Source organism: Pseudoalteromonas sp. RWi3, from assembly GCF_054960735.1.
Map to the genome: position 1 here is coordinate 112,518 of NZ_JBHNYL010000009.1, position 19,091 is coordinate 131,608.

General features: G+C 40.1%; 10 protein-coding genes. 8 read left to right on the forward strand and 2 right to left on the reverse strand.

Annotated features, from left to right (window positions below; all coding sequences use genetic code 11):
• Nucleotides 1-29 precede the first annotated feature (29 nt).
• Nucleotides 30-2,456, reverse strand: coding sequence for a S9 family peptidase (locus tag ACFI4Z_RS12965; protein ID WP_462670986.1), 2,427 nt, complete (start codon nt 2,454-2,456; stop codon nt 30-32).
• A 193-nt stretch (nt 2,457-2,649) separates the two neighbouring features.
• Between ACFI4Z_RS12965 and ACFI4Z_RS12970 the strand changes: the two genes are divergently transcribed.
• The 5 genes from ACFI4Z_RS12970 to ACFI4Z_RS12990 all read left to right on the forward strand — a co-directional run bounded on the left by ACFI4Z_RS12970 (nt 2,650) and on the right by ACFI4Z_RS12990 (nt 11,311).
• A complete protein-coding gene (locus tag ACFI4Z_RS12970) occupies nt 2,650-3,657 on the forward strand; it encodes a LacI family DNA-binding transcriptional regulator (RefSeq protein ID WP_462670954.1) in 1,008 nt (335 codons plus the stop codon).
• Nucleotides 3,654-4,874: a glycosyltransferase gene (locus ACFI4Z_RS12975; protein WP_462670955.1), complete on the forward strand. Its 1,221-nt coding sequence runs from the start codon at nt 3,654-3,656 to the stop codon at nt 4,872-4,874. The genes ACFI4Z_RS12970 and ACFI4Z_RS12975 overlap by 4 nt, the downstream gene beginning before the upstream one ends.
• Nucleotides 4,875-4,991: 117 nt before the next feature.
• Nucleotides 4,992-6,224: a threonine/serine exporter family protein gene (locus ACFI4Z_RS12980; RefSeq protein ID WP_099296696.1), complete on the forward strand. Its 1,233-nt coding sequence runs from the start codon at nt 4,992-4,994 to the stop codon at nt 6,222-6,224.
• Nucleotides 6,225-7,121: 897 nt separating this feature from the next.
• Complete coding sequence (locus ACFI4Z_RS12985; RefSeq protein WP_462670956.1) at nt 7,122-9,683, forward strand: TonB-dependent receptor; 2,562 nt, start codon at nt 7,122-7,124, stop codon at nt 9,681-9,683.
• Between the two features lie 218 nt (nt 9,684-9,901).
• Nucleotides 9,902-11,311, forward strand: a complete 1,410-nt coding sequence (locus ACFI4Z_RS12990) for a TonB family protein (RefSeq protein ID WP_462670957.1) — start codon at nt 9,902-9,904, stop codon at nt 11,309-11,311.
• Here the strand turns inward: ACFI4Z_RS12990 and ACFI4Z_RS12995 are convergent.
• The gene (locus ACFI4Z_RS12995; RefSeq protein WP_462670958.1) at nt 11,292-13,409 is read right to left on the reverse strand and encodes a winged helix-turn-helix domain-containing protein; all 2,118 of its coding nucleotides are present in this window, start codon (nt 13,407-13,409) and stop codon (nt 11,292-11,294) included. The two genes, ACFI4Z_RS12990 and ACFI4Z_RS12995, sit on opposite strands and share 20 nt — an antisense overlap.
• 227 nt (nt 13,410-13,636) lie before the next feature.
• Between ACFI4Z_RS12995 and ACFI4Z_RS13000 the strand changes: the two genes are divergently transcribed.
• The 3 genes from ACFI4Z_RS13000 to ACFI4Z_RS13010 all read left to right on the forward strand — a co-directional run bounded on the left by ACFI4Z_RS13000 (nt 13,637) and on the right by ACFI4Z_RS13010 (nt 18,952).
• A complete protein-coding gene (locus tag ACFI4Z_RS13000; protein ID WP_462670959.1) occupies nt 13,637-16,192 on the forward strand; it encodes a TonB-dependent receptor in 2,556 nt (851 codons plus the stop codon).
• A gap of 93 nt (nt 16,193-16,285) precedes the next feature.
• Entirely contained in the window at nt 16,286-18,334 is a 2,049-nt protein-coding gene (locus ACFI4Z_RS13005; protein WP_462670960.1) for an alpha/beta hydrolase family protein, read from the forward strand.
• A 192-nt stretch (nt 18,335-18,526) separates the two neighbouring features.
• A complete protein-coding gene (locus ACFI4Z_RS13010; protein WP_099296691.1) occupies nt 18,527-18,952 on the forward strand; it encodes a hemerythrin domain-containing protein in 426 nt (141 codons plus the stop codon).
• Nucleotides 18,953-19,091: the final 139 nt, after the last annotated feature.

Consider the following 19,091-nt stretch of genomic DNA (forward strand, 5'->3'; position numbering starts at 1 on the left):
TGTGCTCACGGCCTCGATTAAAGTAATAGTTATTCACCCTTTACTTGTGTATCACTTTCATTTAGCAAGTATTTTTCAAGCCACTGCTCTTGCTCCCACAAAACATGCAATAAGCTCTTGCGCGCTTTATAGCCATGGGCTTCGTAAGGCAACATCACTAAACGCGTTTCTTTGCCTAAGCCTTTAAGAGCAGCATACATACGCTCACTTTGCATAGGGAAGGTGCCTGAATTAGGATCTTCTTGCCCATGGATCATTAACATTGGTTCGTTAATTTTCTCAGCGTGAAAAAACGGTGACATCGCTGCGTATACATCTTGAGCTTGCCAAAAGTCACGTTCTTCACCTTGGAAACCAAATGGCGTGAGTGTGCGATTATAAGCCCCACTTCGTGCGATTCCTGTTTTAAATAAATCACTGTGAGCTAATAAATTTGCCACCATGAATGCGCCATAGGAGTGACCTGCAATGGCAATGCTATCTTTATCGGCAATGCCTTTTTCTACGAGTACATCTACAGCAGCTTGAGCGCTAGAGACCAGTTGCTTTCTAAATAAGTCATTAGGCTCTTTGCCATCTACCCCAACGATTGGCATTTTCGGATCGTCAAATACCGCAATCCCTTTAGCAAGGTAAGGCATTGGTCCCCAATAACCTATATAGGTAAATGCATAAGGCGATTCACGTACTTGAGATGCCACTGCTTTATCTTTATATTCTAGTGGATATGCCCACATCAAGACAGGTAACGTACCTTGTGTTTTATCATACTCTGGCGGTAAATACAGTGTGCCAGAGAGCTCAACACCATCATCGCGCTTATAACGGATAAGCTCTTTGGTAACCCCCTTAAATGCAGGATAAGGGTGCTCAAATGTCGTTAGCTGGGTGAGCGTATCGTCACTTAAATCTCTAATAAAGAAGTTTGGCTGATCTGTTTTAGATTCACGAATAGTTATTAGCTTATCACCTTTATCATCAAGCATGGCACGAACCCGCTCGTAATAAGGTGCTTTAGACTGCCATAATCGCTTTGTGGTATTTGTTTTAATGTCGTATTGATCTAAAAAAGGCACATTTCCTTGTTCAGAAGCACCATTGCCTCGCAGATACATATAGCGCCCACCCACGACTTTAATTACATTACTGCCTAAGTCATTGCGCTCATAAATAGCTCTGCCTGGGTTTTTGTAAGCGTCATTGTAGCTACGCTGTGAAAACAGCGTTCGATTTCTGTCAGCGTTGCGTGGTTGTATCACAAACGTGCGAACTTGGCGGTCGCTAAAGCGCCAATCACTGAGCATAGCCACATTATCGTTTGCCCATTCAATCCCAGCAAACCGACGCTCTACTTTTGCAAATAATTTAGGTTCACGCTTAAAAGGAGCGCGTAAGCTATATAAATAATCATGATGGGTCACTTCGGTTTTCATATCGCCGCCGTCTTGTGCCTCAGCCCAAATCACTTCAGCTCCTTGATCTGCCCGCCATTCAAAATCACGACGACCAACACGTACGCTGTCGTAGCCTTGAGGAATATTATCCGCCAATGGCTGTTTTGCTAACTCAACCAATGCATAACCGCGCATTCCCCAAATTTGCCACGTTGTTGCAAAACGGCTGTACGGTACTTGATATGAGAATGGTTCATCAATACTTCCAATCAATAGGTTCGTTGAATCAGGGGATACAGAAAATGACTTAAACAAAGCTGGCTTACCAATTGCACGTGCAATACCACTGAGCGGGATATAGGTTAATTGACCTTGCCCATAAAACTTAAATTGTTGTTCATCAAAAGGACTGGTTAATAAATTTTGATAAGTACGCGCAGGAGCTTTTTCACCTGTACTTTGCTGAATCACTGGAACAACACTCTGTGTGTCCGTGGTTAATCTTTGCTTACCAATATTTACCGCAGTGTTAGCTACAATTGCTGTACTGTCTGGCAACCAAGTATATGGACGACTCGTTAAAACTGAATTTAATGCTATGTCAGATAGCTGGCGAGCTTGCTTGGTTTGTGTATTGTATAGCCATAAGTTAGCTTGGTCTGTTTGCTCTAAAACAAATGCTAAGTACTGGCTGTCTGATGACCACTGAGGAGAACGCATAATACCTGAAGGAATATTGTTAACTTCAATTACGCTACCTGTTTCAATATGTTTTAAAGTCAATGCATTAAATTTTGTACGCGCTCGTGAGCGAGAAAAGTTAGCCGGATTTAACTTAATTCCTGCAAGCTTAAATTCTTCTTTAGCAAGGTCATCAAGTGATTCAATTCGTTTACGATCAAATAGTGCAAGCCACTGACCATCTGATGATAAATAGCTACTCGGTGCTAATTTCGCATCAACCACAGCAGCGAGATCACTTGAGGGAGTTTGGTAACCTTCGTTCGCATGGGCGTTTTCAATTACCCCGAAACTTATTATCAGGGCAAAAAAAAGCAACATTGCTCTCATAGTGTTTCCTTTGTTATTTTTAAAATAGTAGCGCTATATAAGCATGATTTGCAAAGCGCATAAAGTTTTTACGTTAATCACTGATTTTAAGTACAAACAGCCTTCGTTAAATACAAGCTTTACTGACTTTATCGCTCAATTTAAGTTAAACTAAGTGATTACGGTACCTCTTTAAAAACAATTAATGAATAAAAAAACCGATAAAGTCACTATTTTTGACGTGGCGCGAGAAGCTCAAGTCTCAAAATCAACGGTGTCTTTAGTACTCACACAAAGCACTAAAGTCAGTACTAAACGCAAAGAACAAGTTTTACAAGCTATTGATAAGTTAGGTTATGTTTATAACCGTGATGCTGCTGCTTTAAGAGGGAAACGCTCTAATTTAGTTGCACTAGTAATCAATGATTTAACCAACCCCTACTCTGCCCAATTAGCGGTTAGCCTAGAGGGTTATATTTACGACATGGGGATGCTGCCAATGGTCGTAAATACGGCTGAAAATTGGCAGCGCCAGCAACACATTGTCAAAACACTAAAAGAATACAATGTCGCCGCATTTATAATGTGCCCTGCACCCGGGACAGAACAATCTTGGGTAGACAACCTTATTGCCAGTGGTTCACCAGTTATCAATATTATGCGTGAAGTGGCATTTAGTAACGCCCCCACTATTTTACCTGATAACAAAAAAGGCGCACACATTGCTACGGCGCACCTTCTTGAACAAGGCATCACTGACATTGCTTTTTTAGGGGGAACAGATGATATTTCTGACCATCTAGAACGTCTCAGTGGGTTTAAGTCTGCACTTGCACAGTTCAATATCAATGAAGATAAGCCAGTAATTCAAGCACCTACAAACCGACAAGGCGGTCGTGATTCATTTAATACACTGTATTGCGCTCAACCAAACATAAAAGCCATTATCTGTTTTAGCGACGTTATTGCTTACGGGGTTGTTGAAGCTATACAACAGCTTGGGCTTACGGTGGGTAAAGATATAAAGGTAGTTGGATTTGATGATCTGACCGATTCTAAATTAATGTCCCCTTCATTAAGTACTGTTTGTATCAACGCCGATGAGATTGGTAGGCGCAGTTGCCAAATTTTACAAGAGCTGCTTAGCTCTAATACCGCGCCTTTGCGAACATTGGTTGATGTAAATTTACAAATTAGAGATTCAAGCAAATGAAAAAAGTGTTAGTTATTGGCTATGTATGGCCAGAGCCAAATTCATCCGCTGCGGGTATGCATATGATGTCGTTACTACACGCGTTTAGAGCACAGAATTGGCAGGTTGAATTTGCAAGTCCAGCTCAAAAAACCGAACATATGGAAAACCTAGAACAACATGGGGTTTCATCACAAACAATTGCTCTTAATTGCGGTAGCTTCGATCACTATGTAACAACATATAACCCTGACATTGTTATGTTTGACCGTTTTATGATGGAAGAACAGTTTGGTTGGCGCATTGACAAATATTGCCCTAATGCCATAAAAATACTCGACACTGAAGACTTGCAGTGTTTGAGAAATGCACGTCACGATGCCCATAAAAGTAAGCGGGCATTTAGTAAAAGTGATTTACACTCGGATATCGCAAAACGTGAGATAGCGGCTATTTTAAGATGCGACCTTAGCTTGATTATTTCAAGTTATGAAATGGCGCTGTTGGCTGATGTATTTAATGTTGATAGTCGCTTATTACACCATTTACCTTTCATGGTTGACTTAGCATCACTGCCTACTCAAACAAAGTCCTTTACAGAGCGACAACACTTTATGACGATAGGTAATTTTCGTCATGCTCCTAATTGGGATGCAGTGCTTTATTTACAAAAAATTTGGCCACTAATTCGCAAACAGCTCCCCACTGCTGAACTACATATTTATGGCTCTTATCCACCCCCTAAGGCTACCGCACTTCATAATCCTAAAACGGGCTTTTTAGTAAAAGGATGGGCCACTGACGCCTATCAAGTAATGGAAGACGCCAGAGTTTGTTTATCTCCTTTGCGTTTTGGCGCCGGAATTAAAGGTAAATTACTTGAAGCCATGATAATGCAGACCCCTAGTGTTACCACTTCAATTGGCAGTGAAGGTATGCATGGCGAACTTCCTTGGCCGGGTATTATAAAAAACTCTCCACAAGAATTTGCAAACGCAGCTGTTTCACTTTATCAAGATGAATGTACTTTTTTAAACGCACAAAAAAATGCGCATACGCTACTGAATATTCATTATGATAAAGCGCAGTTAGCAAAGCGCTTTATTGATAAAGTAACGGCTATTGAAGCCGATTTACCAGCACACAGAGAGGCAAACTTTACTGGACAAATGCTTAAACATCATACAATGCGAAGTACTCAGTATATGGCGCAGTGGATTGAAGCAAAAAACAAATAAAAAAAACTAGACAGAGGTTTATATGTGTTTAAAATCGCGGCAAAACAAGTTAGGCAAGTTTTGATGTATTGTCTATATTTTTTAACTGAATAATTTAAATTTTGGTTCAATACTCACTTGAAAACCGCAACGTTTACTGAAAAACGAAAATTTATAGTAAAGCTAGGCAAAATGCTCCATAAGTACGGCACTCCTGCGTACCGTCTTGAAGCTCACTTAATGGAAATTGCCACTTACTTAGGCCTTAAGTCGTCATTCGTTATGTCACCAACTTCTGTGACATTCGTAATATGGACAGATGGTCACGAAGATGAATACACTCACGTTGCACGCGTCGAGCCGGGTGATCACGATCTTGGCTCATTGGCTGACACCGATGATCTTGTTAATAAGTTGCTCAATAAAGAGTTAACACTACAAGAAGTCGATGAGCAACTTGACATCATTTTTGATGCCCCAGCCCCCTACAACCGAGTTTTAACAGGTATTGCATTTGCAACCTCTGGCGGTGCGTTTGCCATGTTGATGGGAACCAGTTGGAATGATGTTCTATGGTCAGGCTTATTGACCCTAATCGTTTATTTATTTGTGCTTTGGTCAGCGCGCTCAAAACGCGTTGGGCACATGCTTGAACCTCTGGTAGCTATTATTTCAGCAATATTGGCTTGTGCAATTAGTGTTTATATTGACGCACAGATCAATATTCGCCTTATCGTACTCTCCGCTATAATTGTCTTTATACCTGGGCTTGCATTAGCACTTGGTTTAGCAGAGCTTGCTGCAAGGCACTTAGTTTCTGGTACTGCACGAGTCATGGATTCGTTTATGCTTTTATTTAAGCTTTATTTTGGTGCATTTATCGGTCTGGCAATTGGCTTTGCGCTGTTTGGACAAACAGATTTTGTGCCACCAGAACCACTCCCAAAGTGGACTGCTTGGCTTGCAATTCTGCTTTTGTGTAGTAGCTTAATCGTTATTTTTAGAACAAAATTAAAGCATGCGGCATGGTCAATTGCCTCTGGCTTTATAGCCTACGGAACCAGTGTTGGCCCAGCCATCTATTTAAACTTAGATTATACTTTAGGTACATTTATAGGTGCCTTTTCAGTGGGTGTTTTTAGTAATCTATTTAACCGCGTCGCTAATGCGCCTGCCTCTATCGTCGCCATGCAAGGCCTGATTGTATTAGTACCGGGTAGTAAAACCTATATCGGCTTAAACTCTTTGATTGAAGGGCAAGACTTTGTCTATGCTGATCATATTGGACAGCAAACATTTTTAATATTTATGTCGCTGGTTGCAGGGTTAATATTTGCCAACGTCGCACTCCCTCCAAAGAAAAGCCTATAAAAAATGCTTAGCGTAAGCTAAGCATCTATTTAACCTGAACTCTGGTTAAGAGATGTACTAATGTATTGATATTAAATCACAAATATATTTATTAGTCTCCAGCCGGAGACTTTTAGCGATAACCAGGCGAATTTACGCGTCAATAGCTAGCCTATTGCAAGTAAATTCAACGCAGTTAGCGTTGAAAGTAGCCGCTGGAGATAGATTTATTATCCAGAGTTCAGGTTATTTAACTTTCCTATACTCGTATGGGGTTTAGCGCTTGATTCGTCAAAGCTCAATTGCCACTAAGCATTCAAAATATACTTCCATCCGCATTATCCTTTAGGTGCTCTTACTCTAAAATTAGTATCTTAGTAAGTAACCATCTATCAAACCGAACACATCAAATTACCTATAGAAAGCCCTACATTAGGATAGTTGCCTGACAACAACCGCAGTATTACTTTAAATTATTTAACGAGTAACACATTGCTCAGCTAAATACGTTTTGATGCCATATCTTTTTTTATTTAGCTAAGAAATACATTACTAGATGTGAAACACTTCTAAATATAACTCTAAATCCTTTAAGTAAATTTAATTTATTAAAATAAATTAAAAACACATAAAAACTTAACCTATTGTTTTATATCATTTAAAATCAACATTCAGTTTAATTCATTATCATTTTCGTAACTTTCACAACTATTCATATAGTTTCAAGACTCGTTTAATCAAAAGGCGTTTAATAGAAAAACAAACCCAAGTTAGTAACTGTTATTGCCATACATTTAACTTACTGCTTTGGGGGAGTGAATCGGTTAATAAAGGCTGTGTCATAAAGCAATGTAAGCAGGCCTTTGAGCCATACCGTTAAACATTAAAAACGAAGTGTTGATTCAAGGGGAATCGAAAATGACAAATATAAAAATGAATAAACTTCATCTGGCTATAAGTGCATCACTTATCACATCAGCATTAAGCTTACCGATGGTAGCACACAGCGCACAAGCACAAAATACGGACGAAGTTGAAGTTATTCAAGTACGTGGTATTCGTGGTAGTGTTGTTAAGTCACTTAATACTAAACGTTATGCAAACACAATCGTGGATGCTGTAACCGCTGAAGACATTGGTAAGTTCCCCGATCAAAACGTTGCTGAGTCACTGCAACGCATCACAGGTGTTTCAATGAGCCGCGCATTTGGCGAAGGTGAAAGGATCAGTATTCGTGGTACATCTGAAAATCAAAACCGTACCTTACTCAACGGTCAGGCTGTTGGCTCTGCTGATTGGTGGGTAGATTCATCTGCAAGCCGTGGCTTTAACTTCACAATGCTGCCATCTGAAATTGTATCGGGTCTTGAAGTTTATAAATCGCCTGAAGCTGATATTGATGAGGGTTCAATCGGTGGTACTGTTATTGTAAGAACGCGTAAGCCACTCGATTTAGAAGCCAATAAAGTGGCAGGTTCAATTTTAATGCAGCACAGTGAAGTGTCCGGTGAAACAGATCCACAGCTTGCTGGTTTATACAGCTGGAAAAATGATGAAGAAACAGTAGGTGCACTTGTCTCTGTATTTAAACAAGTACGTAACCTACGTCGTGATGGTATCGAGGCTTGGAGCTGGACGCACCGTGATATCACCTTAGAAGACGGCACACAAATTGATGATGTTTACACGCCAGGTGGCGGTGGCTCAGCGATGTTCACCCAAGAACGCATAAGAACAGGTTTTAACTTAACATTACAATACCGCCCTACTGATGATATTGATGTGACTTTCAATGCGCTTAATTCGACAATGAAGGCTAACAACGCGAATCAAAACTTCCTATGGCTAGCAGGCTACGGTAATTCAAAATACACGTCTTTAGATGTTGTTCAGCATGATAAAGTAGGCAAATTCGCGCAAGCTGGTACATTTGGCCTCTCTCCTGACGGTAATAATATTCTTGATGAAACGAAAGTTCGTAACTCGGAATTAAAAACTAATTCATATGATTTAAAGCTTATCCATGAAGGTGAAATCTGGAAATCATCGTATCACTTAGGTGTAACAGAGGGCTCTGGCGGTACACAAACTGACCGAAGTGTGGGATGGGAAGGCAATGCCGAGCACAGCTTTAATGCAGCCAATGTCGAAAGTATTGAAACAAGTTATGCTAAAAACCCTGCAGATGGAACACAATGGGATTTAGGCTTCCTTCGTTATGACTCAAATGATGCGCTTGATAAAGAATATTATGCTCAAACCGACTTTGAACGCGCTATTGATGTATCTGTGTTTAGCAAAATCAAGTTTGGTGTAAAATACCGCGACCACAAGCGTGAAAATGTTCGCTTACAATCTCAAACACGTACTGATTTAAATTGGAGCTTAGCAGACTATTCAAATGCTTCACCTAGTGACTTTTTATCAGGGATCGGAAGCAGTGGCACTCTGAGCAATTACGCAATGACCGACTTAGCAAAAGTCCGTAAAGATGGTGACGCACTTGATTGGCAATACAGCTTATTATTTGATAGCAACTTTGCGATCGAAGAAAACATTTTTGCAGGTTACGTAAAAGCAGATATAGATGTTGAAGGTATGCGCGGTAATATTGGTGTTCGTTTAGTTGAGACAAAACAAACCACAGGTGCGTATGTAGGCCCTGCAGATGCAAAAGTATGGCAAGAAGAAGAAACTGACTACTTTGATATTTTACCAAGCTTAAACCTTGCTATTGATCTTAATGATGACATGTTGCTTCGTATTGGTGCTGCACGCGTAATGACACGCCCAGACTATGCCGCTATGACGAATGCTACAACATACAATACTGAAACGCGTGTTGGAACTGGCGGTAACTCAAATATTGACCCATACCGAGCCACACAATTTGATGTTGGCTATGAGTGGTATTTTACAGACGCTGGTATCTTCTCAGCAGCATTATTCTATAAAGATTTACAATCTACATTAGGCAACAACACACAAACTGAAGTGTTTGATGGTACTGGAATTGAAATTAGCCGCCCAGTCAATGGCCCTTCAGGCACATTGAAAGGTTTGGAGCTTGGCTTTCAAACCGAAATCACACAAGGTTTTGGCGTTGCTGCTAACTACACATTTGTAGATGGTGAGTCTAAAGATACGCAAGGCAATGACGTATTAATTCCGGGTATTTCAGATCATACGTACAATATCAGTACTTATTATGAATCAGAAACATTTGGTGGTCGTATTTCGTATAACTATCGCACAGGCTATGACACTGGCCGAGCGTGGCCTGGTTACCAAGATGCATATGGTCAAGTTGATGCAACATTTAACTACAACGTCACAGAAAACATTACGGCTGTATTTGAAGCGACAAACTTAACTGACGAACATACATTTAGCTACCAAGAAAAAGGCGTTAAGCAAGCCTTAACTGGGGTTTATGCTGATGGACGTCGCTTCTCTGCTGGTATTCGTTTCAATTTTTAATAACGAATTAGTCGATATTCCTAGCTAACACAGGTCATCGACTCTCGCCAAGGATGGCCGCCCCTATGCCCAGGGGTTTAAAGCAGGCAACCTTTTGGTTGCCTGCTTTTTTTATTAAACACATCGCATAATCGCGCTAGTAATAATAAACAAAACAAGTACAATCAGTAAGTAAAAACACCACTAAGTATATGTTAGCAATAGCGCAAGTTTATTAAGTGTCAGCAAAAATATATAACTACTCAGCCAAACCTACACCATGCTTTTTATTTTTAAAAGTGTGTATTTTTGTGTGTGGGCTGCTGTTTGGGTTTAACGCTAAAGCAGACCTTCTTAGTGCAACGCTTGATTACCACCAAGGCAAATTTTCAAAAGCTAAACAAGAATTTTTACAACTTGCGCAACTTGGCAACCCCGATGCTATTTATAATATTGCAGTAATGTATTTACACGGCCAAGGCGTTGAAAAAAATACAGCGCAAGCCTATGCATGGTTTAGCTTAGCTGCCGATTTTGGCTTAGTTGATGCCCGTGATACAGCCATGCTGATTGCTAATCAAACACCTAATCAACAACCACTTAATGATGCCTATAATGCATTGCTAAAACAGCTAAGTTTTGCGTGGTACAACGAACAACTTAGGCCTGAACTCAATAGTACAGAAACTTTTAACTCCTCAATTGTGCGTGATTACATGGTTGAACCTAGCTACCCAGAGCATGCCTATAAAAATGGTATCGAGGGCTGGGTTTGGCTTGAATTTGACATAGATGAAAGTGGCGCGGTTACCGACATTACTATTATTGACTCTAACCCTGAAAAAACCTTCGATAAAGCAATTATTAATGCTGTCAAACGTTGGCATTATCAAGCCAGTAAGGAACACTTACCATACTACAACAGGTCGTTAATTTACCACTTCACAACGTTTAAAGGTAAACAATACGCGCAAAGCTTTAAAAGCCAGCAACGACAATACAATGAAAAAATTACGGATTTAATTGATGAGGCAGAACAAGGTAATGCCATTGTGCAATATTATATTGCAAATTGGCTAAGCTCGGATGAATATAATGCAACGCGCTTGTTGAAGTACCATTGGCAACACAGTAATGCCAGTGACGAATTACTGTTGAAATCCGCAACGAATGGCTATGCCAATTCACAGTACCGAATTGGTGCTAATTTATTACGTGGGGAGTACGGCAAAGTAGAAAGAGAAAAAGGCCTCAACTGGGTGTTACTTGCTGCACAGAATGGCTTAGCCCAAGCTCAATATCGATTAGGCCGAGAGCTATTAGATAAAAAGTACCTCGATTATGCGCCGAATAAAGCACTAAAGTGGCTAACTGCCGCTGCAAAGCAAGGGCTATTTAGTGCTAAGAGAGAGCTGACGAAATTGCTTTACTCATTCGAAGATGCTGATGTAAGTGCTGTAAAAAGAGCATTGAAATCAGCTTTAGCTGATGATCCCACGCACCCCCCTCTGCTATTAATACAAGCCAAAATCATAGCGAAAAGAGATCCAGAAGCCGCTAAAAGAATCGCTCTGCAAGCATTAAATGAAGCAAAAAGTAGAAACTGGTTTACTGGCAATATTGACGCCTTTATTGCGTCTCAGCCTTAGTTGCTTTGTGTAACAAAATATCGGTTTCAATACCATCCACTTGGCTAAACACCACATGCGTTCCATCAGCGGAACTACTTATGTTTAAATTAATATCCAAGTCATAGCCGTATACACCAAGCTCTTTGATGAACACATTTCGTTTTTGTGTCGTCAAATAGCAATATAAACGTAGCTGATGCCCTTGTCTAAGCACATAATAAACCCCTCCATTAAACACCGCAGGCTTAAAAAGCGATAAAGAAGGCAGTTGTTGTTCAAGTGCTGCGGCTAAAAAGCTTGAGACATGCTTCTCGTATTCAATGTATGAAGCATTAAGTTGCCAAAGTAAATGGTCATCATCAAGCGTTTCCAGCGGCACGTTGTCTTTTACTAAGGTATTACTTGTTAATTGAATGTCATAACGCCAATCTTGCCATTGCCCTTGCGGGTTTTTTGCTTGGTAATAAATACTATGACTATCTTGTGCCCAATGAACACCATTTAGTTGTTCAAAACCAGAAATAATAGGTACTAAACGCCGAGAAAAGGTATTAATCAAATAGATATTATGGAGCTGATCAGCAAGTAAGATATTGTCACCATTTGGCGAAAATAATAAATACTTAGGCGTTATATCGCTGGGCAAAGTTGCAATTAAATTAGCACTTTTACGTTGTTTATGTTTTAACCATACTTCACTGTGAGTGAACCCTGTAATCCCCCGTTTTTGCAATGAAATAAAGGCACTTTGTTGACCATCTAACGACACCGCAGGCAACATATCCATGCGTGATGAAGATGATAACTGCTGAGCACTTTTAAGTAATTGTTCTGTATTCAAATCTAATTCTATTTGATACAAGTTAATGCGAGCTTGCCCTTCAGCATGTGCAATATCTCCGGTTTGCGGGTTTATACTAATATCGGCAATAAATCCTAAGGGTTCATGAACAGTTTGCTTATTACCATCGTATCCATAGCGCGTTAACGCATCATCACCAAGCCAATAATAACCGCGTTCACTGTCTAATAGTAATGGCGCATGCGAGTGGCGACTTCGCTTTATTACTCTTCGTTCAAGCTTTGTATTTAAATCCACTTCACTAAGGGTATACCAGCCAGCACTTTTCTCTAGTATAAGCAGCGTGTTATCAACACTAATATCAAATGCTAATGGCTTAAAGTCCCCTACCACTTGTTGAGCTTCTAACTTAGGGCTGGGAGTAAGTGATAATGTGTACTTAATTAAACGCGGTTGCTCATCTTGCCAATGTGTTGTGTAAATGGTGCGCTCATCAACCCAGTGCAATTTGGTTGGGCCATGACGCTGCTGGCATCGAGTAAGCCTAAACTCAGGGCTTAGACGCCAAGTCTCAATAGCATTTGCAACTGACATAACACGAATATCACAGCTAATTGGGTCATATCTAAAGTAAGCTAACCACTTTCCATCAGGTGACCAAACAGGTGCTTCCTCTGAATAACCTGAGTTTTTGATGCTATGAACTGTTTTACTTTGATTATCATATACAGCCAAGTCAAACTGACTTTGTTGATCGTTTGATTGACTAAATGCCAAATATCGACCATTGGGTGAATAGCGCAAAAACACCTCAGCGCCAGGAGCAGATGTTAATCGTGATTGATATTGATAATCTAACCTCGCCTGCTCGGGAGCTAATAAATATTGGCTTAATAAAGTAAACAACGCACCCAATACAAGCCCGGCAACAATAAACAACGCAGAAGTACGTGGACTCGCTGGCACAACCTTTTCTAAAATCGTTGGCGCATCATTCACCTGTGCAATAAGCTGATAACCAACCCGTGGTATTGTGCGGATAAAGTACGCGGTATTTTTGTCATCAGATAAACTTTTTCGCAATTGGGTTACTAACTGACTGACTGAGTTATCACTGACAACAACATCAGGCCAAACAGCGTCCATTATTTTATCCCGTGTGACTGCTTGCCCTTTTTGTGCAATTAACAACCGCAGTAACTGCAACTGTTTAGCCTCAATAGCACACCATTTTCCCGCCACCTTTATCTTTAAGGAAGCAAAATCAATAAGTACATCGTTGAGTAATAATTGTTTTGGCTCTGCTTTTGACATTGTTTGGTTTTTACACAGGTTAATCTATGGTTAAATAAGCGGATAAAGCGTATTATAGGCAAATACGGTACACAATAGCATAGCAAAGTGCGATGTACTTATTTTAAAACTACTTCTCATAATTAGTATTTTCTCATGTTGTTTTAGTTGGGTTGAATATGACAATACAAACCATAAATTTTGTTAACATAACATTTATTCTCAGTGTCTTTTTCACGGCCCAAGGGATGGCTAAAACAGACCCAAAAACAAACCCTAATCATTTAGAAACCATTCAAATCAGGGGTTACCATGACAGCGCTGTCAAGTCTCTTTTAGATAAGCGCGACAGTCAATCTATTATAGATACTATTAGCGCACAAGACATCGGGAAATTTCCTGATAAAAATGTAGCAGAAGCACTCCAAAGGGTGACGGGTATTTCACTTTCAAGAGCACAAGGGGAAGGTGAGCGCGTTGGTGTAAGAGGCACTACACCAGAACAAAATCGTACATTCTTAAATGGCCAGTCCATAGCCTCGGCTGATTGGTGGATCTCTACACAGCCAAATAGAGGGTTCAATTACACATTATTACCTGCAGAACTCGTTACATCTTTAGAAGTGTATAAAACGCCGCAAGCGGACCACAATGAAGGGTCGTTAGGTGGAACAGTTAATATTAAAACCCAGCGTCCTTTGCACATACAGCGTAATCCGTTTGTGGTTAATGTACAAATGCAATACAACGACTTGTCTGGTGAGTTTGATCCTTTACTAAATACTTTTTATAGCTGGAAAAACCCAGATAAAGATCTCGGCATACACCTCACATTTACTCGCAATCATCGCTCTTTACGCCGTGATGGTCTTGAATCGTGGGGCTGGCACGAACGAAACTATAATAAAAATTCGCAAAACCAGCTGACGCCGACAACAAATGAAAATGCAGATATAAAAAATATTTGGACCGCAGGTGGTGGTGGCTCCGCTATTTTTCAACAACAGCGAATATTAACTAGCGCAACAGCAAGCATCGAATACCAACCAAACCTTGATTGGAACATCCAGCTCAACACTTTGTATTCAGTACTTAGCGCAGATAATAGTAATCAAAATTTTTTATGGCAACCAAGCACCGTATTTGCAAGAGGCGGCCACATAAATGATCCAGTGATCATAGATGGTACGCTTGCATACGCTGAATATTCAAAAGTTCCCGAAAATAATGCCCAAAATCTACCTTTTAGTACTGCCATGGAAGCAATTTGGCGTGAGTCACAAATTGATACCAGCAACCTGCACTTATTAGTAACTCAGCAAGCTAATTTGTGGCAAAACCAGTATCAAGTAGGTTTCACCAAAGGCGGAGGGGGCTCTAAACAAGATTACACCTCTCAGTTTTCAACTAATACGGCGTTTACTGTTGATACACGTCAGAACAAAAATATAATCGCAAACTACGACGTATCACCACTTGATGCGCAGGCGTGGCAATTAACTGAAGCCCGTAATGATAGCCAAGACTCAAATGATCAAGAGTTATACCTACAAGGAGATTTTGAGCGAGTGGTTGATCATTCAATTATTAGCGCTTTTAAACTGGGCGCTAAATACCGCGATCACCAACGTGATTTTATTCGCTACCGTTCTTTTAATGGCGCCTTTGATGGCTTAGCACAACAACTAGATTGGACCTTGGCAGATTACCCGAGTCAGTTGCCTACAGGGTTTTTAGCTGACATTGGTAATGCACAAACATTAAAAGAATATAGCTATGCAGACATTAATAAATTATCGAATGATTTTAAAAATATAGATTTTACCCAACAAGAAGAAAAAGCAAGTCGATTTGATATTCAGGAACGCACTTTAGCAGGTTATGTTAAATTAATGCTAGAAGGGCAAGATTACCGCGCGAACCTCGGGCTAAGGCTGGTAAACACTCAGCAAAATGCCAGCGCGTACAAACGGATTGGGTCAGCAATTTCACAGCAACAAAACTTTGTATGGCAACAGCATAAAAAAAGCTATGTTGATATACTTCCCAGCGTCAATGTGAGTATCGATCTGACTGAAAACCTTATAACACGGATTAGTGCTGCTCGGGTTATGTCGCGCCCACAATACAACCACTTAATGCCTTCAACAAACTACAATGTCACTCAGGCGCAAGGCCAAGGTGGTAATCCAGATTTAGATCCCTACCGTGCCAGCCAATTCGATTTTAGTCTAGAGTGGTACTTTGATGATGCCGCCCTACTTTCGATGGCATTGTTTAACAAAGACGTTGAATCATTTGTTGAATTTAAGCGAACCATTGAACAACATGAAGGCATAAACATGACCATAGACCGCCCTATAAATGGGAATGGTGGCACAATACGCGGTGTTGAATTAGGCTATCAACAAGAACTATTTTATGGCGTTGGTCTGATTGCTAATTACACTTTCGTCGATGGTAATCGCACCGATAGCTCAACGGGTCGTAAAAATTATGTACCAGGAACCTCAAAGCACACGGTTAATTTAACAAGTTACTATGACAATGAATGGCTCAGTGCACGCTTAGCTTATAATTATCGAACCCACTTTGCTACAGGTGTCGGTGAAGCAATAATGGATGATTTTGGTCAACTTGATGGCAACTTGACTTTTAAAGTAAGTAACCATCTAGATTTGGTATTTGAAGCTATTAATCTTACTGATGAAATTACACATATTTACGAACGGAACCACTATGCACCCACTGGGGTTTATCAGAATGGCCGACGGTTTTATTTTGGTGTTCGCTACAGCCATTAATCGTCAGAGCTTGGACGTTAATCGCATATTTTAGTAATTAAGGTACGCCTTGTTATACTGTGCAAATAATTATTACAAGCGAAGGAAATACCCATGCTAAAAACCAGTTTAGCATTAGCCGTTGGACTGACTAGTTCATTAGCTTTTGCTGCTACACCTATTACGATTGAAGATATCCCAAAAATTCAGTCTGTTATTCAAACCAGCGTTAGCCCTGATGGTGATAGTGTTGCTTTTACTCGATCAGTGCCGCGTACCCTTTACGTAGATGAAAATGGCCGTAACTACAGCGAACTGTATGTGGTAGATGACGAAGGTGTTGAACGTCCTTTCATCACAGGTTCGGTGAATATCAAAAGTATTCAGTGGTCAAATGATAGTAAAAAAATCTACTTTTTAGCTAAACTAGAAGACGAAAAGTACACTGCGTTGTACCAAATACCGGTTGATGGTGGTGAAGCACAAAAAGTACTTTCACTTAAAGACACATCTATTTCAAGCTATCAGCTCAGCCCGAACAATAAGCAGCTAGCCATCTTAGCTATGCCTGCTGCCGACAAGTCAGATAAAGAACTTAAAAAACTGGGTTTCAAGGCAGAAGTATATGAGCTTGGCCTAAAAAACAAGCAGCTATTTATTGTTGATTTAGAAAAATCAGATAAACCAGTTACCCCAACAGCATTAAACGTAGAAAACTACGTAAGTGATGTTAACTGGGCGGCCAATGGCGAAAAGTTACTTGTTAAAACTCAGCCAACAGCACTTATTGATGATCGATACACAAAATCTATGTGGCATTTATACGATGTTGCCAGTAACCAAGTAACGTTATCATTTAAAACAGAAGGCAAATTGGGCGATGCAGAGCTTTCTCATGATGGCAAGTACATTGCAATTATCGGTGCAGAAGATAAACATGATCCAGCGACAGGCCGTTTATTCATAGCTGATACTAAAACAGCACAAATTACAGAATGGCTGCCTAATTTTATGGGCCATATTGCTGACATCGAATGGTCAAACAAACGCAATACGCTTAATTTCATAGCGAATGTTGGCACTCAAAGCTATGTAGCAAGTATCAAAGCAGGCTCAAAAAAATATAAAAAGCTGATCAAAGAAGGTCAATTTATTGCTTCTAACCTGAGTATTTCAGACTCAGATAAAACGATTGCGCTTCGCGGTAACACTGCAAAGCACCCTAACGAAGTATTTATTGTACGTAAAAGTAAAGCCACACGTTTAACAGATTCAAACGAATGGTTAAACGACAAACGTTTTGCAAAACAAGAAACCGTTTCTTTAAAAGCACGTGATGGTGTTGAAATTGATGGTGTACTTGTATATCCGCTTGATTACAATGAGGGCACGCGTTACCCATTAATTATGTCTGTACATGGTGGCCCAGAAAGTCATGACAAAGACGGTTGGATAACAAACTACTCTCGCCCAGGGCAAATGGGTGCTGCACGTGGATATGCGGTATTTTACCCGAATTATCGCGGTTCAACAGGTAAAGGTGTTGATTACTCGAAGCTTGGCCAAAATGACTATGCAGGCAAAGAGTTTGATGACTTGGTTGATTTTAAAAATCACCTTGTTGATATGGGCTTAGTTGATACTAAACGTGTTGGTATTACCGGTGGCTCTTATGGTGGCTATGCGTCAGCTTGGGCGGCAACTAAACTAACCAAACACTTCGCAGCAAGTGTGATGTTTGTCGGTGTAACTAACCAACTGTCAAAGTTTGGTACGACTGATATTTCAAACGAAATGAACTTAGTTCATGCGCGTTCATACCCTTGGGATAAATGGCAATGGTACTTAGAGCGCAGCCCTATTTATTGGGCTGGTCAATCTGAAACACCATTACTGATCATGCACGGTAAAGATGATCCACGTGTTCACCCTGCTCAGTCAATGGAAATGTACCGTTACATGAAGGTACAAGGTAAAGATGTTCGCTTAATTTACTACCCAGGTGAAGGTCACGGTAACCGTAAAGTGGCGGCACAATACGATTACAGCTTACGCTTGATGCGTTGGATGGACAATTATTTAATGGATGGCAACAAAGACATGCCAGCCTTTGAAATTGACCACGCGGCTAAATTAAAAACAGTTAAAGACGCGAATAAATAATTAGTAAATTAATAATTTAATTACTCCAAAGGCTAACCACAGTGTTAGCCTTTTTCATTTTAGTCTGTAATTATTACAAAATAAAACCTACGAAGCACTTCAAGTATAAATAAAACCACCATAAAACAATTACTTAAATTATGGTTCATCCTTTGCACAATTAAACTATATTAAAATAAGCAAGGATACATTATGAATATTTTTGAAGCATTACGTCACGACCATGATAAACAACGCTCACTAGTAGATGCCCTGATCAAAACCAGTGGTGACTCTGAAAACCGCCAGTCACTTATGACTGAACTAAAACATGAACTCGAAGAGCATGCTAAGTTCGAAGAACGCTTTTTTTATAATCCGCTGATGTGCGATGACTTAACTCAAGAGAAAGCACGTCACAGTGTTGCTGAGCACCATGATATTGATGAGCTGATTGAAGCACTTGAAAATACAGAAATGAGTTCACCTGCATGGCTTGCAAAAGCAAAAAAACTGCACCATATAGTACACCATCATCTTGAGGAAGAAGAACAAGAGGTGTTTCAACTAGCAGGTAAAGCACTTACTGAAAATCAAAAGCAGTTATTAGCTGATAAATACAACAACGCCATGCATTAGTATCTCTGTTAACCAGAGTTTAAGTTTAGTAACAACCGAGTATTTCGGTTGTTACCTCCTTTTTGGTCCCAAAAATTATCCACATGCAAACTTCATTAATCTACAACATAATCTAAGGACTAACCTTCCATTATTCTTT